We start from the raw sequence: 24,671 nt of genomic DNA, 5'->3' as shown, positions 1-24,671 counted from the left end.
GCTGGCGATTGCCCGACTACTGCGAGACGTCCTCGCCAAAGTACTTCTGCGAGATCGTGCTGTAGGTCCCGTCGGCCTTGATGGCGGCGAGCGCCTCGTTGATCGCGGCAAGCAGCTCGGGCTTGCCCTTGGCCAGCAGCACGCCCGAGTAATCGGCATCGGCCTGCGTCGCGGCGATCTTCACCGGCGCATCCGGCTGCTGCTTCTTGAAATCGAAGAATGACAGGCTGTCATTGATGGTGGCATCGGCACGGCCCTGGATCACCAGCGCGATCGACTGGTCGAACCCGTCGGTTGGGACGATCTCGGCGCCATTGGCCTCGGCGAGCTTGCCGAAATTCGAGGTGGTGGTCTGCGCCGCCTTCTTGCCCTGCAGCGCCTCGAACGAGGTGATATCTGCATTGTCGGCCTTGACGATCAGCGCCGCTTTCGAGGCGATATAGGGCTCGGAGAAATCGTACTTTTCCTTGCGGGCGTCGGTGATGCCGACCTGGTTGATCACCACGTCATAGCGCTTGGCGTCGATACCGGCGATCAACCCGTCCCATGGGCCCTCGACGAACTCGGCCTTCACCCCGATGCGCTTGGCAATCTCCTGGGCAATCTCGACGTCGAACCCGACCAGCGCGCCCGAGGCATCGTGGAAGGTGAAGGGCGCATAGGTGCCCTCAGTGCCGACCCGCAATGCGCCAGCGGTTTTGACCTGCTCGAGCGCCGTCTGCGCCAGCGCCGGGGTCGAAAGCGCGAGCCCGACAAGGCCGATCGCCAGCGCGGATTTGAGGATGTTCATGAAGGTTCTCCATTGGCCGGCGGCGCCTTTGCCCGCGGCTTTGGAGGGGAACTTGGTCCTTGAGGTGAGGTTGCCGCAATAGGCTGGAAGGGCTTTTTACTCGGCACGGCGGCGGGTGGTGGCGGTTGCTCAACGGCGCGGATTTGCCGGTCACTGGTTGTCGGAAAGCGCGCGACCGTGCACTTCCAATCCTGACACCAGAACGCAAGATCCGGGCTGGACGATCCACCTGTCGCACTGGCACATTGGCCCCTGCCCTCCCGCAACCGCGACTCCACCATGTTCGTCGTCCAGATTTACCTGCCGCTCGAGCTGCCCGATGGCGCACTGATTCCGCCCGGAGTGTTCGAGCGCACCAAGGCCGAGCTGACCGATCGGTTCGGCGGCGTGACGTCGTTCCTGCAATCGCCGGCCGAGGGCGCCTGGAAGCCGAGCGGGGGCGAGCCCATTCACGATCGCATCGCCATTTTCGAGGTGATGGTGGCCGATGTCGACACCGCCTGGTGGCGCCATTATCGCGAGGCGCTGGAGGCCGAGTTGCAGCAGCAGCGCATCCTGGTGCGGCTGTTCCAGGTGACTGTGCTGTGAGGCCAGAACTCCTCAATAGAGATCGTTGAATGTCTCCGGATCGCTGCCGGTGCGGCCGTTCTCTGGGTCATCCAGGCCGCTGATCCGCCCCATCTCGGCATCGCTCAAGGTGAACCCGAAGATGTCGAAGTTCTCCTCGATGCGCTCCGGCGTGACGGATTTCGGAATGACGATGGAACCGCGCTGCAGGTGCCAGCGCAGGATAATCTGGGCCGGCGACTTGTCACGCGCAGCCGCCAACTCGCCGATGATGGGATCATCAAGCACCTCGCCGCTGCCGAGCGGCGAATAGGCCTGGTGGCGGATGCCCTTTGAAGCGAGGTAGGGCAGCATCTGCTTTTGCTGGAAATGCGGATGCGTCTCGATCTGGTTGAGCACCGGCACGATGCCGGTCTCCCCGATGATCCGCTCGAGCTGCTCGCGGGTGAAGTTCGAGACGCCGATATCGCGTACCAACCCCTGCTCCCTCGCCTCGATCAGGCCGCGCCAGGTCTCGACATACTTGTCATGCGCGGGGGTCGGCCAGTGGATCAGCATCAGGTCGAGATAATCGACGCCGAGCGCTCCCAGCGACTGGCGAACGCCCGCGATGGCGCCTTCGACACCCATCGCCTTGGTCCTGAGCTTGCTGGTGAGAAAGATTTCCGAGCGATCCACCGCCGCTTCGCGCAGGGCGCGGGCCACCCCTTCTTCATTGTCGTAGCCCTGCGCGGTATCGATCAGTCGATAACCGACGTCGAGGGCATGGCCCACCGCCTTGGGCACCTCGTCATTATCGATCTGCCAGACCCCGAACCCCAGCTGCGGGATAGAAGTGCGTTCCCCCAATGCAATGCGCTCGAATGCTTCTGCTGCCATCGGTGTCTCTCCTTGTCTCAAGGGAGAAAGCTCGGCACGGCGGGATGGTTTCACCGCGTCGGCAACTTGCCCCGCGGCTGCGACGGATTCCAACGGCAGCAGCGAGGTTTCCATCAGAGCGAGAGGGTCGCTTCCTCGGGCAGTGTGCCAGGGTCCGACGAACAGCCCTCGGTCGGACCTGTTGGTTTCTCCGCCGGTGGCGAGATCGTGACCGGCATGGCATTGACGCCGCACGGGGCGTCGCTATCTGAACAGCATGACACGGAAGCCGAAAGCCGAGCCTGCCGAGCCGATCGCCGCGAGTTGGCCCCTTGCCTATATCGCGACGCTCGGCTCGTCGGTGCGGGCCAGGGGGATCTTCCTCGAGGTGCGGGCCCGCCTGCCGGTGTCCGCGCGAAAGCTGCTGTCGCTCGAGGCGCGCGAACTGGTGTTGCGCCTGCCCGAGGGCGCGGAGGGGCAGCGCGAGACGCTTTCAGCGAAAATCTCCACCGCCCTCGCGGGGATCGAGAGCCTGGCCGTGCTGCCGCGCGAGATCGAAGACATCCTCGCCATCAAGACCTCGGAACGGCACCGCTGGCTGAAGGATGGGCGGCTCCCGAGCGCCGGCACCCGCACCGTGCGGCTGCGCGGCCGTGCGCGCAAGATCACCTTCCACGTCTTCGCGCCCGCCACGGTCGAAGACCTGCTCGACGGCGAGACCATCGAGGGCTGGCGCGAAGCTGACGCCATTGCCGTGGCGGAGAACCGCCGCCGCGCCGCCTGGAAGGCGAAGCTCAGCCGAGCAAGGAAGGCAGCACCGCCCGAGGGCGAAGGCGAGGTCGCGAGCCCCGAGCAGTTGCTCGGCTGGGCCGAGTTCGAGCGCGGCCTCTGACTTGAACTCCTACGCCAGGCGAGACTCAAGCGCCATCGGGGCGATCCCAGAATCTCAGCTCGGCGCACTGTTTCAGGAAGCGCTTTGCATCAGCGGCGGCGTCGAGAGCGATGAACCCGTCATCGAGGTCTTCGGGTAGCCCGACTTTTTCGAACAGCCTGGTAGCCGCGGCAGTGAAACCGACGAATTTGTAGTGGGCGTACGCGTCGGATACGAAGTCCCGAGCCGGCGGCAGCTTTAGCAAACCCAATATCCCTTCGTCTGCGACCAGCAGCGCCACGGCGTCGAATACGACCGACGGTGCCCCATCGATCTTGTGCTGCGCCGGGATTGCCGTGCCGTCGCTGGCCACTACGCCGCCGACAGTGGGGGCGATCAGTTCCACCGTCACTCCGTCTGCCGCCGCAGCGTTCTGCAGTTCGCCGAGCAGCACCGCATCGACGCCATCGGTCATCAGCACGCCGAGCTTCCTTCCCTTGAACGAGCCCGGGCCGCGCTTCAGAATGCTGAGCGGCTCGGACGGCACAAGGTCGGTGCGCGGCGTGACTGCTGCATCGGCTGGCGCAGGCAGCTCGGCAATTCCAAGCCCCTCCGCCACCTGATCGGCCAGCTCGTCGTGAATGTTCTGCAGGTGGCTGAGCATGCGCTCGCGAATCCTGGGCGCCTCGCATTTCGACAGTTCGAACACCAGCGCATCGGCGATATGCCGCTGTTCGACCAGGGTCTGGCTCTCGTAGAACTGCCGGGCCTGGCTGTAGTGATCGGCAAAACTCTCCGGACGCTGCCGGATCTTCGGCCCCTCGGCGGCCTCGGGAAACGTGCTGAAGCCACGCTCCGCCGACTCCCGCGGCCCCCCGACTTCCGGCCCCCACGAGTTGGGCTCGTAGTTGGCCCGGCCCCGCGGGTTATGGAAGGCCATGTGGCCATCCTGCTGGAAATGATGGAATGGGCACTTGGGCGCGTTGATCGGCAGGTGGGTGAAGTTCGGGCCACCCAACCGCTTCAACTGCGTATCGAGATAGGAGAAGTTGCGGCCCTGCAGCAGCGGATCGTTCGAGAACTCGATGCCCGGCACGATGTTCTGCGTCATGAACGCCACCTGCTCGGTCTCGGCAAAGAAATTCTCGGGCATGCGGTCCAGCACCAGCCGGCCCACCGGCACCGCCGGAACCTGCTCTTCGGGAATGAGCTTGGTCGGGTCGAGCACGTCGAACTCGAAGCTCTCTGCGAACTTTTCGTCGAACGTCTGCAGGCAAAGCTCCCACTCGGGAAAATCGCCGCTCTGGATGGCATTCCACAGGTCGCGCCGATGAAAGTCGGGGTCGGCCCCGTTGATCTTTACCGCCTCGTTCCAAACCACCGACTGCAAGCCCAGCTTGGGTTTCCAGTGAAACTTCACGAACGTGGATTTGCCTGCCGCACTGACCAGCCGGAAGGTGTGGACGCCGAACCCATCCATGAAGCGGAACGAGCGGGGGATGGCGCGATCAGACATGACCCACATGATCATGTGCATCGACTCAGGGGTCAGCGAAATAAAATCCCAGAAGTTGTCGTGGGCGCTCTGTGCCTGGGGGAAATCCTTGTCGGGCTCCTGCTTCACCGAGTGAACCACATCGGGGAACTTCATCGCATCCTGGATGAAGAAGACCGGGATGTTGTTGCCGACAAGGTCCCAATTGCCCTCCTGGGTATAGAGCTTCACGGCAAAGCCGCGCACGTCGCGGGCCAGGTCGAACGAGCCCTTGTTGCCGGCCACGGTCGAGAAGCGGACGAACGCCGGGGTCTTCTCGCCCTTGCGCTGGAACAGGTCGGCCCTGGTCAGCTCGGGGATCGGCTTCAGCGTCTCGAAAAAGCCATGCGCCCCGTAACCGCGGGCGTGCACGACGCGCTCCGGAATACGCTCATGGTCGAAATGGAAGATCTTCTCGCGGAAGTGGAAATCCTCAACCAGCGCGGCGCCGCGCGCCCCCTGGCGCAGGGTGTTCTGATCGTCCGACACCGGCGTGCCCTGCTGGGTGGTGAGGATTTCATACCCCTCTTCAGCGGTCTGGTGCGTTTCGCCCCCCACCCCGCGAACCACCCTCTGGTCGCCATAGACTGCCTGTTCGGTTTTGCCAGCCGCTTTGCGTGCCATTTCCAACTCCGTGAGAGATCGCTCAGGGGGAAGTTCGTTGCGACAGGAACGTTCCGGCGCCCGGACAGATCAGCGCGGCAGCTTTTCGAGATGCAGGTAAGTCGGGTCGAACTGGGCCAGTTCCATCAGCAGCGGCCAGTTGTGGATCGTCACCACGCCGCCCTCCCAATCGAGCGCCCCGGTGCGCCTCAGCCGCTGCAGCGTACGATTGGTGTGGACGTAGGAAAGGCCGAGCGCATCGCCGAATTGCATCTGCGTCAGCGGAAACGGATAGGCATTGCCGGTGACCAGCCCGGCAGTCCGGGCCCGCACATATTGTTCGCAGAACAGGTGCGCCATCTGCTCGTCGGCGGTGAGGCGCCCCTTGGTCACCATCCACTGCCGATGGATGGCGCCATCGAGCAGGGTGAGCATCCACAGCACCCGCGTCAGATGCGGGTGCTGTTCGGTTATCTCGACCAGCCTCGCATGTGGAAAGCTCACCACTTCGCCGGTCCGATCGCGGTGACCGCATGATCCATCAGCTTGAGCGGGAAGGAATGAAGGTCGACGAAATCGCCGGCGATGTGCAGGCCGGTGATCTGCCGCCCGCCATCCTCGACCGTCGAGTAGCGGCCGGTCATCCCCTTGGTCACCAGCGTGCTCGACAGCGGCCGGTCGCCCTCGTCGACGATATCCTCGCCGGCGGCATAGCTGCGCGTCTCGCCGGCGGCGGCAAGGATGGTGGCCTGCTCCGCCGCCGACAACGTGTCGCGTGCTGAAACCATGGTGAAGAACGGCTCGAACACCTCGGGGTGCGGCCTTGCCATCTACGAATCCTCTCCGTCGCGCAGGTCCGCGAGCTCATAATCGAGCGTCACGTCGAACTGCGGTCCCTGGTCGGTGCGCACGCGGATGGCGAGGCTGTGCGTATCGCCATCGCGCGGCAGGTAGTCTCGCGCCATGTCGGTCAGCGCGATCGTCGCCTGGAGGCGGGCGGCATTGAAATCGGGCAACTCCACTCCGGCATCGTCTTCGGTGAGTTCCCCGCCATCGCGGATGTCGAAGTAGAACTTCATCTTTTCCCGCCTGCTGCCTCTATCTGCAGCAGCAACGACGAATGTCGGCATCTGTTCCCTCGACATTGCGGTGGCGCGCGCAACCATTCGCGCACACTCGGGTTGGCCTGATGGTCGAAACATGACGGGGCCCGAGTGAGTGGGGTGTCTGGAGCTGCGCGAGGTGCCACGAATGTCCGCTGACCTGTTTGGTAACCCGCTGGTTCCCGGCCTCGAATATCGGGCGGACCTGCTCACCCCCGCCGCTGAAACTGCCTTGCTGGCGCTGCTGCCGACCTTGCCGTTCACAGCATTCGAGTTCCACGGCTTCGAGGGCAAGCGCCGGGTCGTCTCGTTTGGCTGGAAGTACGATTTCAGTGCGCAGAAACTGCTGCCGGTCGAACCCATTCCGGCCGAGTTCGCCAGCGTGCGGGATGCCGCGGGCGAGGCGTTACAGGTGCCGCCCGCTCAGCTCGAACAACTGCTGATCACCGAGTACGGGCCGGGCGCGGCGATCGGGTGGCACAAGGACAAAGCGAGTTTCGGCGAGATCGTCGGGGTGTCGTTGGGCGCACCCTCGACGATGCGCCTGCGCCGCAAGCAGGGATCGGGATGGCTCCGCCACAGCCTGGTGCTGGAACCGCGTTCGGCCTATCGGCTGAGCGGCGAAGTCAGGAGCGCGTGGGAACACAGCATCCCGCCGGTAGACGCCCTACGCTATTCGCTGACCTTTCGAACCCTGACCCGGCGACCGGAGGTCTGACGTTGAGAGGCAGTTGAACCTTGTCAGGCCAATCAAGTTTGCCTCTCACAAGGAGACCGACCATGGCCAACAACACGGCAGAGCGACAGCAGGACATTCAGGACGAGGTGGCTGCGGCCGACGCCACGACCAGCAAACCAAGAAAACAGGCCATGCAAGCTGGCGCCCGGACCTACCCGGAGCCGCCCTTCCCCGCACAGCACCAGCCCAAACCCGGCGCCGAGTTCAAGCTCGACCCGCCGCCGATGTACGACGCGCCGTTCTACCAGGGTTCCGGCAAGCTTCAGGACAAGGTGGCGCTTATCACCGGCGGGGATTCCGGCATCGGTCGCGCCGTGGCCGTGCTGTTCGCGCGCGAAGGCGCCGACGTGGCGATTGCCCACCTGGCCGAGGATCGCGACGCCGCCGACACGGTGGCGGCCATCGAACAGGAAGGCCGCCGCGCCATCGTGCTGAAGGGCGATGTGCGCAGCCGCGCCTTCTGCCAGGATGCGGTAAACCGCACGGTGGCCGAGCTCGGCAAACTCGATATCCTCGTCAACAATGCCGCCTTCCAGGTGCACAGCAAACGTATCGAGGACCTGAGCGAGGCCCACCTCGATGAGACGCTGAAGACCAACCTCTATGGCTATTTCTTCATGGCGCAGGCCGCCGTGCCGATGCTGCCGACCGGAGGGGCCATCATCAATACCGGATCGATCACCGGTATCGATGGCAGCGCCGGATTGCTTGACTACTCGATGACCAAGGGCGGCATCCATGCCTTTACCCGTGCGCTGTCCGGCCAATTGGTGCCCCGCGGCATCCGGGTCAACTGCGTCGCGCCCGGCCCGGTGTGGACGCCGCTCAACCCCTCGGATCGCGAGGCCGGGGAGGTGAGCAAGTTCGGCGCCAAGCAGCCGATGGGCCGACCGGCGCAGCCCGAGGAGATCGCGCCGGCCTACGTGTTCTTCGCCAGCCAACAGATGTCGAGCTACATTACCGGCGAGATCCTGCCGATCATCGGAGGCTATGGCCATTGAGCCGGCGCCGCTTCTCAGCCTCGTATCAAGCGGCGTCTTCTAGCCTCGGCAGCAGTCTGGCGCCGCCGGGGTTGGCTACGAGCTCGTCTCGTTCCAGTGGGACTAAGGCGCTGGTCGCGTCCCGCCGGCGAGCTCCCGCGCCCATTGCTCCAGGTTGTCCTGCAGCTGGATCAGCTGCGAGACATCGGACTGGATGCCGATCACGTGGGTCACCTGCCCGTCGGCTGAAAGCACGGGCTGCAGCGAGATCCGGTTCCAGAATTTCGAACCGTCCTTGCGATAGTTCAACAGGTCGAGGATCAGCGCTTCACCGGCGGAAAGCGCTTCGCGCATGCGCTTGATGCTGAAACTGTCGGTCTCCGGCCCCTGCAGGAAGCGGCAGTTCCGGCCCAGCGCTTCCTCGCGCCGATAGCCCGTCAGCCGCTCGAACCCCCTGTTGACATAGATCAGGGGACAATCCGGACGGCGCGCATCGGCCAGGCTGATCGAATGCACCGATGGATCGATCCGGCGATCGGTGGGAAGCGACGAAGGAATCATGCTGCTCTTTCCGACATTGAGCTCTGCCAGTTTTGCGTCACCGAAACCAAGGTAGGCAACGGTCTTTCTAGCCCCGGCTTGATCCTCGCACTGTACAGAGAGCGGTCGCGCACCAGCGGCAATCGCCGCGTCGACGATGCTCCGCGTCTCGTCCGCGCTGTCCGCATATCGCTCGACCACCCCAGTGATCATCTGGTAGCTGACCAGGAAACGCACGACCTCCCCCTTGTCCCCTGATGGGTCGGCTCGCCCTAAAGCGCCACCATGACAATAGTGACGATGATCGCCGAAACAACGGCAATCACCAAAGCGTAGATCACCACCCCCGAGCTATCGTCCTTGTTGCGGCGTCGCTCGGCGCGGGCGCCAGGCACGGCGCCGGGCTCGTTCGGAGCAGGCATCGGCATTCTCCCTGTGGGCTTATCCGACGAACAGGCGGCTGACGGGCCGGTGGCGCTGATGGCGGATGGCTCGGTCCGCACTCCTGCAATCCGCGGCTGGTTCAATCACCTTGGTCAGCATGGTCTCGGCAGCGGATAGACGTCCGAAGTCGTGGCGGTGAAACAAGCTGCTCTCCATTTCGCTGAAGACGTAACGCAGCCAATGACTTACCGTTCCGTGCGCACCAAGCTACCTCTGTTCAAGGGCGGGCGTCGCCTCGACGCCCCCCAAGCGGGCTTGTGCAGCGGCGTACCTGGCTTCCGGACTCAACTGCACCTCGCTGGCGCCGCTCCAGGCCAGGTGCACCGAGTGTCAGAGAAGTCCGCAACCGATGGCTTGCTCCTCCGATTACGTTGTGCTGGTCTCATCATAAACAAAATGGAGGTGCCGGTGACCGTTTTACTGCATCACGTGGCCTTGATTTCAAACGATCCCGAGCATTCGGCTGAGTTCTACCAATCTATCTTCCAGCTCGAGCGCCTCGACCGACCGCCGTTCAATATCGAGGGGGTCTGGCTCGCCTGTGGACCGAGCCTGCAGTTGCACCTCACAAGGCACATGGCCGGAAACTTCCGCACCCGCGGAGTTGACAACAACGACGTCCATTTCGCGCTGCGAACCACTGACTTCGAGGGCGTACTTGCACGTCTGCATGCAGCCGGGTTCAGCGAAGCGGCACCGGAGGACGACGGCAAGCGGCTGCTCGTCAACCGTTCCGGCCTTGCCGGCTTTCTGCAGCTTTACGTGATGGATCCTGACCGCAACATCATCGAAGTCAATACGGCGTCCTAAGCCTATCCCGAGGCTGGAACGGTGGCATCGGCCGGTTTCACCAAAGCGCGCCTCTATGTGGTTCCGAAACCTTAGTGACCGAACGGCGTTCGCCCTGCACGACGCAAGGAGAATGCGATGGCCACCAAACCTGTTGGGCGGGAGTTGAACAAGACCCGCGACATGAACAAGGCGCCGAAAAAACGCGATGGCCTGCCCACGGGGAAAGGTACAGCGGGTACCCGCGACGTGAGCGATCCCCACCCCTCAAACGAGGAACGCTACGATCGTCAGCATCGACCTGGCGGGCCAAGGCCTCGCAAGCCGGACTTTGGCCCTAACGATGCTGTCGGCGAGGACGTGCCGCGGCGATCCAGATAGGATCGCCCTGCGATGGATCAACCCGCCAGCGTGCTGGATTTCGGCCGTATCCTGTTCGGTTCGGAATCCCCCCTGTTCCTCTTCGAGATCGTGCTGCGTACGGTCATTGTCTACATCTACGCCCTTGTACTTCTGCGCTGGGTCGGCAGCCGCACGATCGGCCAGCTCTCTACAGTCGAGTTCCTGTTGGTCATTGCGCTCGGCTCGGCGGTTGGCGACGCAATGTTCTATCCGGACGTGCCCCTCACCCACGCTTTGCTGGTGGTTACCATCGTGGTGCTGGCCAACAAGGGTCTTGATATCCTGATCGCCCGCAGCAAGGCGGCAGAGCAAGTGCTGGATGGTGTGCCGGATGAGGTCATCGTCGACGGGGTGGTGTGCAGGCAGTTCCTGACAGACACCTCGCTGGGGGTCAGCGAGCTGCGCCAGCAGCTTCGGCACCACGGCATCGAGCACCTGGGGCAGGTAGCGCATGCCTATGTAGAGCCCGACGGGGTGTTGACGGTTTTCAGGTCCAAGCAAGAGCGCCCGGGCCTTCCGATCGTGCCGCCGTGGGAGATCGAGCCCTTGCTGCCCATAGTGGCACACCAGATCCTGAGGGCCCCCAGCCTCCTGGCGTGCATGCGTTGCGGGTACCTGCACGAAACGCCCGCCGATAGCGCCCCCGGGGCTTGTCCGCATTGCGACCACGACCATTGGACAACAGCTCGAACGGAGGCCGAGTACCGGCATCAATGACGACTGGTGGGCCGCTCCATGGTCGATCCGTCCCTTGAAGCCATGCTCGCACCGCCGTCTTGGCCTCTGCCAGGAGCGCCTCCAGATCCAACGGATCGCTTAGTGGCTTAAGGGACCATCGGGGTTGCGGAACGCCATCAGGCGCCGCACGCCCGAAGAAATCGGCTCAGCTGTTGCTGCGAGTCATGGTGCCCCACCGCGGGGCCACCGAAAGTGGACGCGAGGCGGTTCGCCTCCCGCGGTACCGCCTTCTATGCGTCAGCGCGGTGGGCTGTCGCTGCCCTGGCAACGGCGTCCAGCAATCCATCGGTCGAGAACGGCTTGGGCAGGAAGCTCGCACCGGCGAAAGCCGCGCCAAGATCGTCGAGGCTGATATTCCCCGAGCACACGACAAACGGGATTCCAATATCCCGCAGGTGATGTGCCAGGCCGGTAGTGTCGCCAGCCTTGAGTTGAAAATCGAGGATGGCGAGGTCGACCCCGTGCTCGAGGTGCTTGAGCGCTTCGGCAACCGTGGTCGCCGAAAACACCTCGTGACCCAGCTGGTGCAAGGTGGCTTCGATATCCAGGGCGATGAGCATTTCGTCTTCAACGAGCAATATGCGCTTATAGGACATTCCGTCCTCCAGCCTAGAGGACCGGTGTGCAGGATAGCACCACCGGCATAACCTCTGATTTGATTGCGCAAGGCGACGCCTGAAGAGCGAATGCCAGTGCTGGACGCAAGCCAGCGGCCTCTTCAGTCTGCGTCCGGTATAGCGCCCTGCCCCTCCCACCGCATTTAACTACGACATGCGGTGAGTTAGCAGGAGGCGTGCCCTACTCACTTGGCGTAAGCGACCGCCACCCAAGCACGGGGCCGTTCGCAGCAACAGCGTCATCTCTGCCAATTTTGCCGCATCCGGATGCTCGATCCCTGAGCGCTTTACTCATTGGCCTCACTCAGGAAGATTTTCAGTATCTGAAGAAAAACTGCTATCATGACAGTCATGCGCAAATTTTACTTCAATATCCGTCGCGACAGCACGGTATTCGAGGATAGGTCCGGTGTTATGCTGGCCGGTGTGACCGACGCGTGGAGGTGGGCGATCAAGGATGCCCTCATGCTCGTCAGGGGAGATTATCTCGACCGTGCCAATTGCCAGTACTGGATCGAGGTTTGCGACGCCGAGCGCCGTGCGGTGGTGACGTTCCCAATCGGTTACGTCACGATGCACTAGAACTGGCGGCGCGACAGCACCCCGGTTGCCGCACCAACCATGCGAGCATCAAGCAGCAAGGTTGGGCGCTAGGTTCTCCCCGCCTTCACGAGGGACATTGCTTTCTCCGGTCCAGCACGACCAAGCATCCGGACCTGCTTGCCGTCGCGCTCACCGCTCTGGATGAAGAACTGCTCAAGATCTTCGACCTCGGCTGGCGGCAGGTCGTCGACGGATGCAATATTACGGTCGCCATGCTCCACCTTGGGCAGGACCAGAAATCGATCGTTCCTCACAGCGGGGCCGCCACTTTCGGACTGTTCGACCATCAAAGCGCCGATAACGATGGCCTCGGTAACCGCACCCATTGGCGGTTGGAGCGTGGTGATGAGCATCGCATCGAGCGGATCGCCATCACCACCTTTGGTCCCCGGGATGAACCCGAATGGGAACGGCATGGCGAATCCCTGCGCCAAGGCCTTGTGCATCATGAACACGCCCGACTGCGAGTCGAACTTGAATTTGATGCGTGAGCCCGCGGGCGTCTCAACGACGACGTGTACCGCCCCGCCCTGCGCGAACGTTGGCAGCCCAGCAATACCCAGGGTCATAGCGGCACGATGATCCGTAGCCGCCGATGATCGGAAGTACCTCGCCCGGTTATGTAACTCGAAATCAAATGGCGGCTCGGGAACTCCCGAGCACCTGCGCGCATGGCCTTCGTCGCCTTGCTGAATTCGTTCGCATCACCGGCCGCCACCTCCTTCCGGATGTCTCGCTGCCGCTTCGCGGTCTGGTTGTTGGACATGGTTCTCTCCTCGTTGGGAGCACAACCTGTGATGCATACAAAGGTTCACAGAGTCGTCCGCAACGGTTGGCTAGCGTGTCGACTGGACGTGGTAGCATAGAGAACGTTGCGGCTTTCCAGTTCCCGGCAGCAACCAAACTCCTGTCTTACCCTCGGACCGATGCCCCGGTGAGGAGAACGCGGCAGGTGCCGCCGAGAACCGCCGTAAGGCGACGTGTAAAGCCAAGCTCGCCCGGTCGGACACCGCCAGGGACGATACACCACAGAGGCAGTCGAGCAGACGATCGCTACAAGTTTCACGGCTGGGCCAAGTTCGAACGTGAAGAGCCCCCGGTGACCGCGAAGTCACGTCCGATCGGACAGAACCACGCTGGCTTCGAAGACGGCTCCGCGGTCGTTTCGGAACTGGAAGTCACCCTGCAGTTGCGCAACCACCCCCTTGACCAACCGCATTCCCATGCTGGACCGCGCGTCGGTATCGGGCATTCCGACGCCATCGTCGCGAACGATCAACTTGCTGCGGCCCGAAGGGTCGGCCGGCGACAGGACAATGGATATCGTGCCCCGCCTGCCGTTCGGGAAAGCGTACTTGAGAGCATTGGTGACCAGCTCACTCAGCAGTAGTGCCATAGGCGTGGCCTGGTCGTGTCCGATCTCGACATCGGCGATGTCGTACTCGATGGCGGCGGTGGAGCCATAGGCAGCGTTCACCTGCTCGACCATGGCCGGCACCAGCTCCCTGGCGCTGACGCTGGCATAACCGTCGTGGCGATAGATGTGCTCGTGCAGGGCAGCCATCGCGGCGAATCGCGATTGCAGGTCACGCTTGGCCTCGTCGGGAATGTTCTGCATGCGAACCAGGGCCTGCACCGACGCCATGTTGTTCTTCACCCGATGATGAATCTCCCGGAACAGGGTGGTGAGCTGCTCGGTGTGTCGCGTGTCCCGGTTCAGGAGCACGACGATCCACCAACTCCCGAGGGCCAACCCTACTATGACGGGAGAAACGATCAGCAACACGATCAGGATGTTGCGGACGAAGGCCTGCCACGCCTCGTCGGTGGCCACCGATGCGAGTGCGATGATCGAGGTGCCCTCGACGGCCCGGTAGCTGACGACACGAGCGACACCATCGACGGGTGATCGATCCGAGGCATAGGAACCTTCGGGCGACGCCGGCAGGTACTGGGTGAACAATGGCAATGCCGACAGGTCCACTGCCTCCTCGGCCGGTGGGTATCTCGCCATGAGTTGACCGTCGTCCCTCACGAGGCTGATGGTCGAGCCATCGCCCAGATCGAGCGTCTTCCAGATATTCTCGAGCATGCTGTCGGAATAGGAGACCATGATGGCTCCGGCGAAGGCGCCGTTGCGTTCCACCCTCTTGCTGAAAACGAAGATCCGATCACCGGTCAGGCGGCTTACGATCATTGGCGAGGTGTAGAACTCGGCCCCGTCCCGAAGAGCCGTGAAATAGTCGCGGTCGCTTACCGACACGGCGTCGGCTCCCGGCACGGTGGCATAGATTGTGTTGGCCTCGGCGTCGATGATGTAGACGTCCACCACGGCGGGCAGACCGTCGAGCGCGGGCTTGAGGTCCTGGGGGTTGCCCGACATGGCCGGGCCAAGCGCTGTGTCCACCCGACGCAGCGTCTGGTTTGCGACCTCCACGATCCAGAAGACATCTGCAGCCACGACTTGCGCCGCTGCAGAGGAACGCTCCTGAAATCTTTGGTTCGTCTGGTTCACGCCAACTGCGATGAAGTAGCCGAACAAGGCGGCGAACAGCACGAGGAAGGTTACCATCAAGCCGATGGCGACCTGAACCGCTGACACGGCAGCCCACCGTTCTCCCAAAAACCGTTTCAGTTGCCCCCTCCGGACTTGCGCCGACTGACCATTCCCTCATGCCACTGTATACCTTCGCACGAAGAAAGCACTCGGTTCCGGGGCGGCTGCTTCCGCGGATGCGATAATCCGTCGCCGCACTATTCTGTGGCGACGGCAGGCTCGATATCCGGACTGCCGGCGGGCGGTGGATTGGCCTCGAGACCTGCGATCAGCGCTTTCATCTCATTGATCTCGCGGACCTGCGCCTCGATGATTCCATCGGCCAGTTCACGCACTCGTTGGTCTTTGATGTGCGCCCGCGAACTGGTCATAATGGCGATGGAGTGATGCGGGATCATCGCCTTCATGTAGTCGACGTCGCCCACCGTCGCTTGGCTGCGGAACAGCCATAGCGAGCCGCCAAACACCGCCACCGAGCGATGATGATCGCCAGGTTGGCAGCGCGGTTCTTGTACATCTTGAGCATGAACAGCAGCATGATGACGGCCATCACAGCGCCCATCAGCAGCGCCATCCAAGCTCTGGTCTGGCTCCAGAACACGTGGTCGATGGCAAAAGTGTTCAGATACATCAACCCGAACATGGCCAGCGTCGAAGTGGCGACCATGGCGGCGAAGCGTAGGCAGCTTACCCTAGACCTCCGGCTCGGGGAATGGATCGCGGGTGGGTGGCTGACGCGGCTCTTCGCCGGGGTCGGGCAATTCGCCGGGAACGTCGACATCGGGGATATCGGGAACAGTCGGTCCGAGCGGTCGAATCGGCGGGTCTGGCAACTGCCCAGGGCGCGGGTCGGGAACAATCGGTGGAATGTCTTGGGTGGTCATCTGAAGAACCTCCTCTTGGGCCAATCCAAAAGAGGACGTGAGGTTCCAATTTCGCCAGCCGGCAAAGTTGCTGCAGAGCAGGTCCGCCTTGTTGGAGGGGTCATGCGCGCCGGCTGACGTGGCGCCAATCGGGCTGGTCGGTCGAACCGATTGGATGCCGGAGGGTCCTAGTCGGAACTCGTCGCTCGCCTCATCTTCCTTCATCCACTCACGCTTGGGCTGGTCGTGCATGGCTTCGGGACCGGAAGGTCTCACTTTTCTCTCGCTGCCGACCTGAGCGGCAGGATCCCCGGCTTGGAAGGCAGCGGCACGAGCCTGTTCGGTATCCAGCTGTCTTCCGCCTCCATCTGCCAGCTGATTTCCGCGGCAGCCGATGCCGAGGAGCCGTCATAATCCCGCGCAATATCATATGTTAATTGCACCGAAGCCGCTGAGTGAGTAGCCGCCTAACTCAGTTGTCGTTTGACCGAGGCAAGTCGAAACGGTCTAATCTACCAAGAGCAGCCTCATCAGCCACCACTCGTGCAAAGGTGTCGCCCCGCCGGACCCCACCGTTCGGGATAGAACACCTGGGTCATCTGATGTCACTACTGCGTCAGGCGCTCGGAACAGAAGCAACCCATGCGAGCTTCCAGCTCGAAACAGCCACTGGCCGGCGATGCGGCCTGGTGGATAACCGCCTTCATGCTGATCGTCGTGGCACTGTCGCTCGCGGCGAGCGGCGGCTCACTGATCGGCGCGTGGTCCACCCTGCCGCACCAGCCTGTCACCCTCCCCCTCCAGCGTTAGGCCTACAAATGTATCCGAGGACCAGAGCCAGCAATTTCGAAGTGAGCGGATGCCGAAGCAGTCGCTCGCACAATGCTCCCCTGCCGGCCAACCGTGAGCGTCGTTATCATGGGTTAATGCCATGCCGTCGGCGACGGTGGAGGATGCCCACTCAAGCTGAAAGGATGGGTTGATGAGCACACCTGACGTTCCCTACCAGCGGGCGACCAATACCGATGTCACCCTCACCCGGCAGGTGGTGGCCAAAGTCCACCCGGTGCGGGAACGGATCGGCAGCTGGCAATCCGCGGCGGTTCGGTTGCGGACCCACTACCAGTTCGAACAGACTGGCACGGTCAAGCAGCGGCTGGCGCACGAAGCGCATGAGCTGCTGCAGGAGGTGATCCGAACCTCGAATGAGCTGACCGCCGAGGCCGCCGACTTGCCCGAGTCGATTACCAATCACTCGCGGTTTCAGGACGTTCTGCGCGCGCTGGATTCGGTTCGCGCCACGCTCGAAAGCTTCGCCGCGCCGGCCCGGCAGCCGCCACGACACTGAGCTGCCGGCTCCCCGCCGGTGCCCCTTGCAGGGCGAGTCATCTCACCTAAATCTCTCCCCATTCAGGCCAACCGGAAGGAGGTTTCACATGTCGAAAATCGTAGACTGGGTCGATGGCTGGGAAATCCGGCTTCGGGAGGACCGGGGCTATGGCGTTTATGACGATCATGGCCTTGTTGCCGGCCCCTTTGGGACGGAGGAGGCTGCGATAGAGGCTGCCCTGGTGCTGCCCAAGCGAGGCGGCGGCGCGTCGACGACGCCAATTGCGCCCCGCCAGTCGTGATGCCGGGGCGACGACGGATCAGTTCTGGTCCGGTTTCGGACCGGCGCGCTCCGCAGTCTGCTGCAACTTTGCTTTGATGAGGTCGATTTCCGCCCGGCGCTGCGCCTCGTCAGCGTCCGCCGGCAGCGATGTTGCATCGGTTGGCCGCAAGGCCAGCACCGCTTCGATCGCTGCTGTGGTAATGGGTTTGCGCACGAACCCGGCGCCCGGGAATAGCAGCGGGTCGGTCAGATCGCCCAAGCGGACGATGAAGGCATAGGGGATGCCGGCGGCCGAGAGACGTTCGGCGACCGGGGTCGCGTCGGTGCCCTCCCCCAGGTCGCGTTCCAGCAGCGCGAAATCCACGGCGCTCAACGAGACATCGATCGCTTCTTCCAGCGAGTGAGCGACGCCCGCCACGACGTGACCGCACTGCGCGATCAGCGCCGCGGCGGCACCGGCCTCGACGCTGTCGCGCTCGAGCAGGAAGATGCGCTTGCTCTCCATATCGGCCTCTCAATGCTCCGTTCGAAGCCTTCACGCGTCGTCGGCCAGGGCACCCGCTTCAGTCGACCTTGAGGCCGTCGTAATCCATCGGAAACGCAAACTCGCCACGCACGACCCGCACCGGCCCGCTATCGTCGAAGGCGCCGCTATCGTCTTCCATCACGGTGTAGAGCTTCTCGTTGCGGAAGGCGCTGGCGACCACCTGCGTGGTGGTGGGCGGTAAGCCATGCGCCCGGATGCTCGCCTCCTCGAGCGCCGCGATGGCGCGCGCCTCTCCGGTTGAATGGGCATGCACCACCACCTCGCCGTGATTGAGCGCGAGGTCCCAGCCCGGATCATCGGCGGGCGCTGAAGGCAGTAGTCGGTAGATGGTCATGAGTTCACCTTTGGCGGCTGCGGTCCTCGCCCAGCGGCGCCCGCAGGGACGTGGGCCAATGCAAGTTTGGCGATGGACTTCGTCATGCTCTCCTCGTTGAGTACCCTCGAGCACCCTTGGGTTGACCAACTTCGATGGTGGAGGTCCGTTCCGTTGCGTGCCGAACGGCGGCATCGGCATCCTGCTGATGCACCTGCCCACCCTTGCCGGAACCGAAGGCTTACCGGCGCCGTTGAAGGCGAGGGGCAATTGCCCCTGAAGGGGCATCCGGGGTGCTGCAGACCAGGTTTCACATCGTTCTCAACCCAAACTCGGGCACCGCCCTGAGGACGGGCGTCACGGCCGAGCGCCTGCACCGGCTGTTCGCCGAGCGCGGCATCTCGATCAGCGTCGATGCCGATGCCGGGCGTCCCTTCGAGGAGCGTATGCAGACCGCCCGGCAAAGCCCGGCCGAGATGCTGCTCTCGGCGGGCGGCGACGGCACCGTGACGGCGCTGGCGCAGGTGGCGATCGAGACCGGACGGACCCTTGCCGTGCTGCCGCTCGGCACCGCCAACCTCCTTGCCCGCGACCTCGCCATTCCGATCCCGCTCGAAGCCTGGTTCGAGGCGCTGGCCGAGATGGAGCCGCGCCGCATCGACGTGGGCGAGGTGAACGGCCAGCTGTTCCTCCACAAGGTGGTGATCGGCGCCGTGCCCGGCATTGCCGCAGCGCGCGAAAAACTGCGCGGCCGGGCGGAGCTGGCTGCCCGTATCGGCTTTCTCGGCCATTTCATCCGCCGCCTGTCACGGCTGCGCCGCTTTGCGGTGGAGATCACGCCGCGTGCGGGCGAACCACGGATCGAGCGCGTGCAGTCGATTGCCATTGCGAACAACGACTATGCCGAAGGGCTGGGCCAGGTGTTTCACCGGCCCCGCCTCGACGAGGGTACGCTGAGCCTCTACATGCTGCGCCAGTTGCGCCTCAGAGACGCGGTGCGGCTCGCCGTCGAAATGGTGCTGGGAAACTGGCGCAACGACGACGTGCTCGAAGTGGAGCAAATCCGCGCCCTCACCGTGCGCACCCGGCGCCGGCTGCTCCGCGCCATGATCGATGGCGAGGTCATGTCGCTGCAGAGCCCGTTGCGCTTCCGCACCCTCCCCCTTGCCCTCTCGGTGCTGGCGCCGCCCGTCGCCGCCACCGCCGAAACGACCATCGAAGCCCTCTGAACATGCGCATCTGCCACCTCTCCGACCTGCATTTCGGCCATCACGACGAACGCCTCGCCGCCGGCCTCGCCGCCGATCTTTCGGACCAGCGCCCCGACCTCGTGGTGGTGAGCGGCGATTTCACCCAGGTCGGCTCCGAGAGCGAGTTTCGCGCCGCCCGGGCCTTCCTCGATACGCTCGCGGCGCCGGTTTTTGCCGTGCCGGGCAATCACGACGTGCCGGCCGTGAACCTGATGCGCCGCTTCCTCGACCCCTATGGGCTCTATCGGCGCTATATCGCCAGCGAACTCGAGCCGTTCGTCGAAGCCGGCGGCGTTGCCATTGCCGGCCTCAAGACGTCGCGCCGGCTCAGGCCCGGGCTCAACTGGGCGCATGGCGCCATCAACCGCGGGCAGTTGCGACGGCTCGCCGCCCGCTTCGAGGACGCCGCGCCCGACGCGCTCAGGATCGTCGTCGCCCATCACCCGCTGATGCAGCCCGAGACAGCTGCCGAAAAGCCGATGCGGCTGGTGAAACGCGCCGACCTGGCGCTCCGCACCTTCTCCGAACTCGGCGTGCGCCTGGTGCTGTCGGGCCACTTCCACCTCTCCTACGTGCGCACGCACGAGCAGTCGGGCAGCATCAGCCAGGGCGCGCCGCAGGGCCTGCGCCGCGCTGCCCATGTGCCGATCCTCGTCGCCCAGGCGTCCTCGACCATCTCGACGCGGCTGCGCGGCGAGCCCAACGGCTACAACCTGATCGATATCGACAAGGAGCGGATTTCGGTGAAGGTGCGCGACTGGAGCAGCGATCGCTGGGTGACGCGCGAGACGGCCTCAGGCCTCACCTGAGCTGAGTTCAGCCGGTGACGGTCAGCGCGACGCGGATGGCAATGCTGAGCCCGAACAGCAGCAGGCCGAGATAGCCGAGCAGCGGATCGGCATCGGCGCGACCGACCACCGGCACTTCCTTGGGCAGGCCGTATTTCACCATGATTGCGACGCCGATGATGTTCAGCACCACCAGCAGCCAGGGCACCACCTGCACTGCACACCCCCCGGAGCCCAAGCGGCCCGGCGCACTCTAGCAGCACTCCCGGGTGGCTTTGCAAGATCCAGTGTTAACTGCTCGACGGCCGAACCTTTCGCCGCGAGCGAGCTTCTCCTTGTCAGTGAAATGCAATTGAGGAGCCTCCGATGACTTTCCCCGCCAACCCCGCCGAACGGCAACCCAAGGGCGACCACAACCGCCGCCTCTCGCTCGGACTCGACGCCGAAGATTTTGCCGCTGCCGCAGGCATTACCGTCGAGGAGCTGAAGGATTACGAGAACACCTGGCCCGACCACGAGTTCAGCCCGATTGTGGCAGAGCGCGTCGGCGTGGCGCTGGAGCGATTGGAGAACGAGCTCCCGAACTCCGAAGCCGCCGGTATCCGGCAGGTGCGCGAGGGCGAGGTGCGGAACGGCCCGGTAGATCTGGCGCCCGAGGGGAGCTTCGAGCAGCAGGTGCGCGACACCGCATATTTCATGTGGGAAGCCGACGGACGCCCCTCCGGCCGCGACGAGGAATACTGGCACCGCGCCCGCGAAGCGTGCATGGGGCAGTTTCGTCTGGACGAGCAGTTCGAGGAGGCGGTGCAGGAGGATGATCCCCGGCCGATGTAAGCCAGCTGCAGCCCTCTCCCGCAAGCGGGAGAGGGCGTCCTGACTGCGTCAGCTGGTCAATGCACGCCGCGCGGCGTCTCGCGCAGCTCGTCATAGAGCTGCGTGGCGCCTTCCTTTCCCTTATCGTAAAGTTCGGCCGCCTTTTCCTTGCCGGCCTCGTAGAGGTCCGAGGCCGCGCCGGCGGCTTCGCGGCGGGTCTTGTCGCCAGCCTTGCCGAGGAGCTTATCCTCCTCAGCCGTGTGCGGCAGCGTCGCGCCAAGTGCTGCGCCGGCAGCGAAGGCCAGGGCGCCGGCCACCAGCGGTTGGCTATTGAACGCCGAGCCCACCATGCTACCGGCCCGGTTGAGCTGGTGCTGCGTACCGCTCGCCAGGTGCTGGGCCTGCTGGCCCGCCTGCTCGAGCGCCGCGCCGACTCCGGCCTGCACGTCGTGCCAGCGATGCGAGGCCCAGCCGGTGGCTTCTTCCAGCTTGTTGCCGGCCTCATCCTGGAAATCGCTCACCCGGTGACCGGCCTCATCGATGAAGCCGCCGAACTTGCGGCCGGCATCATCGACAAAGGCGCCAAGGCGATGCCCGAGTTCGTTCGATTCCGCCTTGTAGCGCTTGCCGCCGGCATCCTCGAACTCGCTCCGCCAGCGACCCATGTCGTCGGCGCCATGCGAAATGCGGCGCATCCGGCCGCCGGTCGCCGTGGCATAGGGATATTCCGGCTCATGCCGGTGCGCCGACCGCGGCTCGCCCGACGTCGGCGGGTTGGTGCCCTTGCCCGACATCAGCCAGACGAGACTGATCCCGAGCAATGCTGCCGGGAGCGGGTTGGCCGTAATGGTGTTGCCGAGACCCGCGGCGAAGTTCATGCCGCCATCCTTGGTGTAGCTCAGCACCTCGTCGACCAGTTGGCCGGGTGACAGGCGCTCGCGGATTTCCCCGATGCGGTCTTCGACGCGGCGGCGCTGTTCTTCGACCTCTTGTTCAAGCTGGGCGGAATCCTTGCCAAAGCTGCTCATCAGAAGCTCTCCTTCACGACCTCGGCGTCACGCGCGAGGGAATTGGTGGTGCGGTTGAGATTAAGGCGCGAAGCCTTCCAGGCCTCGATGCTCCGGGAAATGAAGCTCCAGGCAATGCCGCCGACGACCAGCGCCACAGCGAGCGCCGCGACGAACTCGGACGCGGCCTCGGACATGCCGAAAGCCACCAACAGCCAGGAAAGCCCGGTGACCAGCGCGGCGAGGAACACTCCAAGCGCGCCGATGGCGAGCACGCCGCCGATCACCAGGCCTTTCGAGGCGTCGAGGGCATCATCGAGTTTCTCGCCGGCTTCGGCCTTGGCCAGTTGCACTTCCTTGCGGAACAACCCGGAAATGTCACCGGCGAGCGAGCCGAGCAGATCGGTCAGCGTGCGCTGTTGCTCAAATTCGGGCATCGCCGCCTCCCGTGCTGCCGCCGCTGACGTTGGCATAGGCGGGGCGCTCGGCCGAGGTCGAGGTCGCCGACCCGTTGGTTTGCGGGCGCTGCGCGCTGGCGCTGACGAAGCGGCTGGCGGCAAAGCCGAGCAAAGCTGCAAGACCGAGGAATGCCGCAGGTTGCTTCCTGCCGAAATCCTGGGCGATGCCGAGAATGTCGTCGACGCTGTTGTCGCGCAGCGTGCCGGTCAACCGCTGGGCGCCGTCGGCCACCATGCGCACATAATGGGCGCTGGTTTCGCTGTTGGTTTCGAGTTCCCCGGCGACTTTCTGCAGCGCGTCGGACACGCCGCCGAGCTGTTTCGCGAGGAGATCTTTCTGTTCGCCGGCCATGCCCTTGGCCTTCTCGGCGAGTTCGTCCACCTGGGCCTTTGCCTCTTCGCCCAGCGCCGCCGCCTGCTGGCTGACTTCGGCACCGAGATCGGCGAGGTCGGTCTTGGCCGTTTCGGTGAGGGGGGTATCGTCGCCGGAGTCCGGCTGGATCGTCCCGCTGTTGCTTTGATAGAGGTTATCGGGGGCGCTCATTGTGACATGCTCCATAAGGGGTTGGAGGGGACCCGCGGACGCGTAGCGCTCGGGCCGTCTCATCAAACCAATGTCAATGTGCAGGGACGGTTCCCCGATAGCGGATCAGGCGTCATCGGCGCCGGATCGGCGCTGCGCCAGGCCGCTTGACTGGCGCGAACCGACAGGGCTCGATCTGCCACGGGGCTTCGGCACCTGAGAGCAAGTCTTTGATTTCAAGCGCTTTCAACAGATGTGAGAAACGTCGGTACCTTAGCTTTTGTTAATGGGGGCAATCCGGACTGAGGCTAGTGCTTGGGTCAGCGCCAGCAACGACGGAAACCATGCCCGACTACGGTACCAGCCGACGACCTTATACCGGCCGCCGCATGTGGTGTGGTCCGTCGCTCGGGCACATGGTGCAACCGGTCGGATCGGCTGCCTCATGGACCTGACGCGGTTTTCGTCTGTTGCCGCGCTGGAACCGGACGACCTCAGGAGCCTCGAGCTGATCAGCGGGCCGACGAGGACGGTGCGGCGCGGCGCCTATCTCAGGCACGAAGGGGCGCCCGACCCCGAGATTTATCGCCTGCGTTCGGGTTGGCTCGCCTGCAGCCTCTCCACCGCCGAGGGCGGACGGCAGATCACCCGTTTCCACGTGGCCGGCGATCTCGTCGGGCTGCCGAGCCTCGCCGGCCACGCCGCCGCCGAAACCATCCAGGCGCTGACCGAAGTGGAAATCGAGACCATTCCGCTGCAGGCCTTCGGCCGCGCCTTCCGCGACTACCCGCGGCTCGCGGCGCTGCTGTTCCTCTGGGCCCAGGAAGACAGCGTGCACCTGATGACGCTGCTGGCGCTGGTCGGACGCATGCCCGGCCACCGGCGGGTCGCCGCGCTGATCCTCATCCTCCACCGGCGGCTACGCCTCAACGACCCCAACCAGGGGCTGAGCTTCAGCGCCCCGCTGACCCAGCAGGATGTGGCAGACGCCACCGGCATGAGCATCGTTCACGCCAACCGGACCCTGAGGGCCCTGCGCAGCCGCGGCATCGCCACCTGGCAGGACGGCCTGGTAACCATCCACGATGCCGAAAAGCTCGCCGAACTGGTGAACCTGCCCGCGTCCCCGACCCGCAGTCTGCACTGGTTGTAGGGGAGACGCGAATGTCCCGGCAGCCACTGCTCATCTCTCCCCGGGAACCACTTCCCTACATCGAAATTCTCCGAACAGCGTCGCATCCATACACAACGGAGAATGCACCATGGCCAGCGAGAAGACCCTGGACGACCTGTTCCTCGACACCCTCAAGGACATCTACTACGCCGAAAAGCAGATCCTGAAGGCCCTGCCCAAGATGGCCAAGGCAGCCGAAGCGCCTGAACTCAAGGCCGGCTTCGAACAGCACCTCGAAGAAACCGAAGGCCATGTCGAGCGGCTGGAGCAGGTGTTCGAACTTATCGGCAAGCCGGCCCGCGGCAAGACCTGCGATGCCATCCTCGGCATTCTCGAGGAAGGCAAATCCATCATGGACGAGTTCAAGGGCACCCCGGCCCTCGATGCCGGCCTCGTCTCGGCCGCGCAGGCGGTCGAGCACTACGAGATCGCCCGCTATGGCACACTCAAGACCTGGGCCGGGCAGATGGGGTTGAAGGACGCGGTGTCGCTGCTCGATGCCACGCTCAAGGAAGAAGTCGCCACCGACGAGAAGCTCTCCAAGGTCGCAACCTCGCAGGTGAACCTCAAGGCCGCCTGATCGGCCGC

At 64.0% G+C, this 24,671-nt stretch carries 36 protein-coding genes and 1 pseudogene; 17 read left to right on the top strand and 20 right to left on the bottom strand.

Annotation, left to right across the window (positions count from 1 at the left end):
• Positions 1-16: 16 nt before the first annotated feature.
• A complete protein-coding gene (locus VGV07_RS22775) occupies positions 17-790 on the bottom strand; it encodes an amino acid ABC transporter substrate-binding protein (protein WP_326871036.1) in 774 nt (257 codons plus the stop codon).
• A gap of 279 nt (positions 791-1,069) precedes the next feature.
• Between VGV07_RS22775 and VGV07_RS22770 the strand changes: the two genes are divergently transcribed.
• On the top strand, positions 1,070-1,378 hold the full coding sequence (locus VGV07_RS22770) for a hypothetical protein (protein ID WP_326871035.1): 309 nt from the start codon (positions 1,070-1,072) through the stop codon (positions 1,376-1,378).
• A 12-nt stretch (positions 1,379-1,390) separates the two neighbouring features.
• Here the strand turns inward: VGV07_RS22770 and VGV07_RS22765 are convergent, their stop codons facing one another.
• Complete coding sequence (locus tag VGV07_RS22765; RefSeq protein ID WP_326871034.1) at positions 1,391-2,236, bottom strand: aldo/keto reductase; 846 nt, start codon at positions 2,234-2,236, stop codon at positions 1,391-1,393.
• 256 nt (positions 2,237-2,492) lie between these two features.
• Between VGV07_RS22765 and VGV07_RS22760 the strand changes: the two genes are divergently transcribed.
• Positions 2,493-3,107, top strand: a complete 615-nt coding sequence (locus tag VGV07_RS22760; RefSeq protein WP_326871033.1) for a hypothetical protein — start codon at positions 2,493-2,495, stop codon at positions 3,105-3,107.
• A gap of 25 nt (positions 3,108-3,132) precedes the next feature.
• Here VGV07_RS22760 and VGV07_RS22755 read toward each other — a convergent pair whose 3' ends face one another.
• From VGV07_RS22755 to VGV07_RS22740, 4 genes are all read right to left on the bottom strand, one after another.
• On the bottom strand, positions 3,133-5,244 hold the full coding sequence (locus VGV07_RS22755) for a catalase (RefSeq protein WP_326871032.1): 2,112 nt from the start codon (positions 5,242-5,244) through the stop codon (positions 3,133-3,135).
• Between the two features lie 69 nt (positions 5,245-5,313).
• Positions 5,314-5,727, bottom strand: coding sequence for a Crp/Fnr family transcriptional regulator (locus VGV07_RS22750; protein WP_326871031.1), 414 nt, complete (start codon positions 5,725-5,727; stop codon positions 5,314-5,316).
• Positions 5,724-6,053 carry a hypothetical protein gene (locus VGV07_RS22745; protein ID WP_326871030.1) on the bottom strand — a complete coding sequence of 110 codons (330 nt, stop codon included), beginning with the start codon at positions 6,051-6,053 and terminating at the stop codon, positions 5,724-5,726. The genes VGV07_RS22750 and VGV07_RS22745 overlap by 4 nt, the downstream gene beginning before the upstream one ends.
• Positions 6,054-6,302, bottom strand: a complete 249-nt coding sequence (locus VGV07_RS22740) for a DUF6894 family protein (RefSeq protein ID WP_326871029.1) — start codon at positions 6,300-6,302, stop codon at positions 6,054-6,056.
• Between the two features lie 172 nt (positions 6,303-6,474).
• On the opposite strand from VGV07_RS22740, the gene VGV07_RS22735 reads away from it, so the two are divergent.
• Positions 6,475-7,044, top strand: coding sequence for an alpha-ketoglutarate-dependent dioxygenase AlkB (locus VGV07_RS22735; RefSeq protein WP_326871028.1), 570 nt, complete (start codon positions 6,475-6,477; stop codon positions 7,042-7,044).
• Between the two features lie 62 nt (positions 7,045-7,106).
• Positions 7,107-8,066, top strand: coding sequence for an SDR family oxidoreductase (locus VGV07_RS22730; protein ID WP_326871027.1), 960 nt, complete (start codon positions 7,107-7,109; stop codon positions 8,064-8,066).
• Between the two features lie 102 nt (positions 8,067-8,168).
• Here VGV07_RS22730 and VGV07_RS22725 read toward each other — a convergent pair whose 3' ends face one another.
• Positions 8,169-8,822, bottom strand: coding sequence for a PAS domain-containing protein (locus tag VGV07_RS22725; RefSeq protein ID WP_326871026.1), 654 nt, complete (start codon positions 8,820-8,822; stop codon positions 8,169-8,171).
• A 35-nt stretch (positions 8,823-8,857) separates the two neighbouring features.
• Positions 8,858-9,007 carry a hypothetical protein gene (locus VGV07_RS22720; protein ID WP_326871025.1) on the bottom strand — a complete coding sequence of 50 codons (150 nt, stop codon included), beginning with the start codon at positions 9,005-9,007 and terminating at the stop codon, positions 8,858-8,860.
• A 430-nt stretch (positions 9,008-9,437) separates the two neighbouring features.
• Here VGV07_RS22720 and VGV07_RS22715 point away from each other — a divergent pair, with 430 nt between their 5' ends.
• The 3 genes from VGV07_RS22715 (at position 9,438) to VGV07_RS22705 (ending at position 10,937) form a co-directional block, all read left to right on the top strand.
• Positions 9,438-9,839, top strand: coding sequence for a VOC family protein (locus tag VGV07_RS22715; protein WP_326871024.1), 402 nt, complete (start codon positions 9,438-9,440; stop codon positions 9,837-9,839).
• A 117-nt stretch (positions 9,840-9,956) separates the two neighbouring features.
• Positions 9,957-10,199, top strand: a complete 243-nt coding sequence (locus VGV07_RS22710) for a hypothetical protein (RefSeq protein ID WP_326871023.1) — start codon at positions 9,957-9,959, stop codon at positions 10,197-10,199.
• 12 nt (positions 10,200-10,211) lie between these two features.
• A complete protein-coding gene (locus VGV07_RS22705; RefSeq protein WP_326871022.1) occupies positions 10,212-10,937 on the top strand; it encodes a DUF421 domain-containing protein in 726 nt (241 codons plus the stop codon).
• A gap of 251 nt (positions 10,938-11,188) precedes the next feature.
• On the opposite strand, the gene VGV07_RS22700 is transcribed toward VGV07_RS22705, so the two are convergent.
• Entirely contained in the window at positions 11,189-11,554 is a 366-nt protein-coding gene (locus VGV07_RS22700) for a response regulator (RefSeq protein WP_326871021.1), read from the bottom strand.
• Positions 11,555-11,917: 363 nt separating this feature from the next.
• On the opposite strand from VGV07_RS22700, the gene VGV07_RS22695 reads away from it, so the two are divergent.
• Entirely contained in the window at positions 11,918-12,157 is a 240-nt protein-coding gene (locus tag VGV07_RS22695; RefSeq protein WP_326871020.1) for a DUF6894 family protein, read from the top strand.
• Positions 12,158-12,225: 68 nt separating this feature from the next.
• On the opposite strand, the gene VGV07_RS22690 is transcribed toward VGV07_RS22695, so the two are convergent.
• From VGV07_RS22690 to VGV07_RS22665, 5 genes and pseudogenes are all read right to left on the bottom strand, one after another.
• A complete protein-coding gene (locus VGV07_RS22690) occupies positions 12,226-12,747 on the bottom strand; it encodes an inorganic diphosphatase (RefSeq protein ID WP_326871019.1) in 522 nt (173 codons plus the stop codon).
• The gene (locus tag VGV07_RS22685) at positions 12,744-12,944 is read right to left on the bottom strand and encodes a hypothetical protein (RefSeq protein ID WP_326871018.1); all 201 of its coding nucleotides are present in this window, start codon (positions 12,942-12,944) and stop codon (positions 12,744-12,746) included. Before VGV07_RS22685 ends, VGV07_RS22690 begins: the two co-directional genes overlap by 4 nt.
• Before the next feature lie 345 nt (positions 12,945-13,289).
• Complete coding sequence (locus VGV07_RS22680) at positions 13,290-14,780, bottom strand: sensor histidine kinase (RefSeq protein ID WP_326871017.1); 1,491 nt, start codon at positions 14,778-14,780, stop codon at positions 13,290-13,292.
• A gap of 152 nt (positions 14,781-14,932) precedes the next feature.
• Positions 14,933-15,402, bottom strand: a pseudogene (locus VGV07_RS27465) (DUF305 domain-containing protein).
• A 25-nt stretch (positions 15,403-15,427) separates the two neighbouring features.
• Positions 15,428-15,850: a hypothetical protein gene (locus VGV07_RS22665; RefSeq protein WP_326871014.1), complete on the bottom strand. Its 423-nt coding sequence runs from the start codon at positions 15,848-15,850 to the stop codon at positions 15,428-15,430.
• 390 nt (positions 15,851-16,240) lie between these two features.
• Between VGV07_RS22665 and VGV07_RS22660 the strand changes: the two genes are divergently transcribed.
• From VGV07_RS22660 to VGV07_RS22650, 3 genes are all read left to right on the top strand, one after another.
• On the top strand, positions 16,241-16,408 hold the full coding sequence (locus VGV07_RS22660; protein WP_326871013.1) for a hypothetical protein: 168 nt from the start codon (positions 16,241-16,243) through the stop codon (positions 16,406-16,408).
• A 172-nt stretch (positions 16,409-16,580) separates the two neighbouring features.
• A complete protein-coding gene (locus tag VGV07_RS22655; protein WP_326871012.1) occupies positions 16,581-16,946 on the top strand; it encodes a hypothetical protein in 366 nt (121 codons plus the stop codon).
• A gap of 88 nt (positions 16,947-17,034) precedes the next feature.
• A complete protein-coding gene (locus tag VGV07_RS22650; RefSeq protein ID WP_326871011.1) occupies positions 17,035-17,229 on the top strand; it encodes a hypothetical protein in 195 nt (64 codons plus the stop codon).
• 18 nt (positions 17,230-17,247) lie between these two features.
• Here VGV07_RS22650 and VGV07_RS22645 read toward each other — a convergent pair whose 3' ends face one another.
• Positions 17,248-17,715, bottom strand: a complete 468-nt coding sequence (locus tag VGV07_RS22645; protein ID WP_326871010.1) for a hypothetical protein — start codon at positions 17,713-17,715, stop codon at positions 17,248-17,250.
• 58 nt (positions 17,716-17,773) lie between these two features.
• Positions 17,774-18,091, bottom strand: a complete 318-nt coding sequence (locus tag VGV07_RS22640) for a hypothetical protein (RefSeq protein WP_326871009.1) — start codon at positions 18,089-18,091, stop codon at positions 17,774-17,776.
• Positions 18,092-18,212: 121 nt separating this feature from the next.
• Here VGV07_RS22640 and VGV07_RS22635 point away from each other — a divergent pair, with 121 nt between their 5' ends.
• Genes VGV07_RS22635 through VGV07_RS22625 form a run of 3 tightly spaced genes read left to right on the top strand, consistent with a single transcriptional unit; the run spans position 18,213 to position 20,129 of the window.
• Positions 18,213-18,350: a hypothetical protein gene (locus VGV07_RS22635; protein ID WP_326871008.1), complete on the top strand. Its 138-nt coding sequence runs from the start codon at positions 18,213-18,215 to the stop codon at positions 18,348-18,350.
• Between the two features lie 13 nt (positions 18,351-18,363).
• Positions 18,364-19,299 carry a diacylglycerol/lipid kinase family protein gene (locus VGV07_RS22630; RefSeq protein ID WP_326871007.1) on the top strand — a complete coding sequence of 312 codons (936 nt, stop codon included), beginning with the start codon at positions 18,364-18,366 and terminating at the stop codon, positions 19,297-19,299.
• Positions 19,300-19,301: 2 nt separating this feature from the next.
• Positions 19,302-20,129 (top strand): metallophosphoesterase, encoded by an 828-nt coding sequence (locus VGV07_RS22625; RefSeq protein WP_326871006.1) that lies wholly within the window; start codon positions 19,302-19,304, stop codon positions 20,127-20,129.
• A gap of 7 nt (positions 20,130-20,136) precedes the next feature.
• Here VGV07_RS22625 and VGV07_RS22620 read toward each other — a convergent pair whose 3' ends face one another.
• A complete protein-coding gene (locus VGV07_RS22620; protein WP_326871005.1) occupies positions 20,137-20,325 on the bottom strand; it encodes a hypothetical protein in 189 nt (62 codons plus the stop codon).
• Between the two features lie 149 nt (positions 20,326-20,474).
• On the opposite strand from VGV07_RS22620, the gene VGV07_RS22615 reads away from it, so the two are divergent.
• On the top strand, positions 20,475-20,942 hold the full coding sequence (locus VGV07_RS22615) for a DUF2934 domain-containing protein (protein ID WP_326871004.1): 468 nt from the start codon (positions 20,475-20,477) through the stop codon (positions 20,940-20,942).
• Positions 20,943-20,998: 56 nt separating this feature from the next.
• On the opposite strand, the gene VGV07_RS22610 is transcribed toward VGV07_RS22615, so the two are convergent.
• Genes VGV07_RS22610 through VGV07_RS22600 form a run of 3 tightly spaced genes read right to left on the bottom strand, consistent with a single transcriptional unit; the run spans position 20,999 to position 22,930 of the window.
• Entirely contained in the window at positions 20,999-21,949 is a 951-nt protein-coding gene (locus VGV07_RS22610; protein ID WP_326871003.1) for a DUF3618 domain-containing protein, read from the bottom strand.
• Entirely contained in the window at positions 21,949-22,365 is a 417-nt protein-coding gene (locus VGV07_RS22605; RefSeq protein WP_326871002.1) for a phage holin family protein, read from the bottom strand. The genes VGV07_RS22610 and VGV07_RS22605 overlap by 1 nt, the downstream gene beginning before the upstream one ends.
• On the bottom strand, positions 22,352-22,930 hold the full coding sequence (locus tag VGV07_RS22600) for a hypothetical protein (RefSeq protein WP_326871001.1): 579 nt from the start codon (positions 22,928-22,930) through the stop codon (positions 22,352-22,354). Before VGV07_RS22600 ends, VGV07_RS22605 begins: the two co-directional genes overlap by 14 nt.
• A gap of 424 nt (positions 22,931-23,354) precedes the next feature.
• Between VGV07_RS22600 and VGV07_RS22595 the strand changes: the two genes are divergently transcribed.
• Entirely contained in the window at positions 23,355-24,062 is a 708-nt protein-coding gene (locus VGV07_RS22595; protein WP_326871000.1) for a Crp/Fnr family transcriptional regulator, read from the top strand.
• 109 nt (positions 24,063-24,171) lie between these two features.
• Positions 24,172-24,663: a ferritin-like domain-containing protein gene (locus VGV07_RS22590; RefSeq protein WP_326870999.1), complete on the top strand. Its 492-nt coding sequence runs from the start codon at positions 24,172-24,174 to the stop codon at positions 24,661-24,663.
• Positions 24,664-24,671: the final 8 nt, after the last annotated feature.

It is taken from the genome of Devosia sp., from assembly GCF_035944845.1.
Lineage (GTDB): Bacteria > Pseudomonadota > Alphaproteobacteria > Rhizobiales > Devosiaceae > Devosia_A.
The sequence above is the reverse complement of the archived record's forward strand: the minus strand, read 5'-3'. Positions and strand labels throughout refer to the sequence as shown.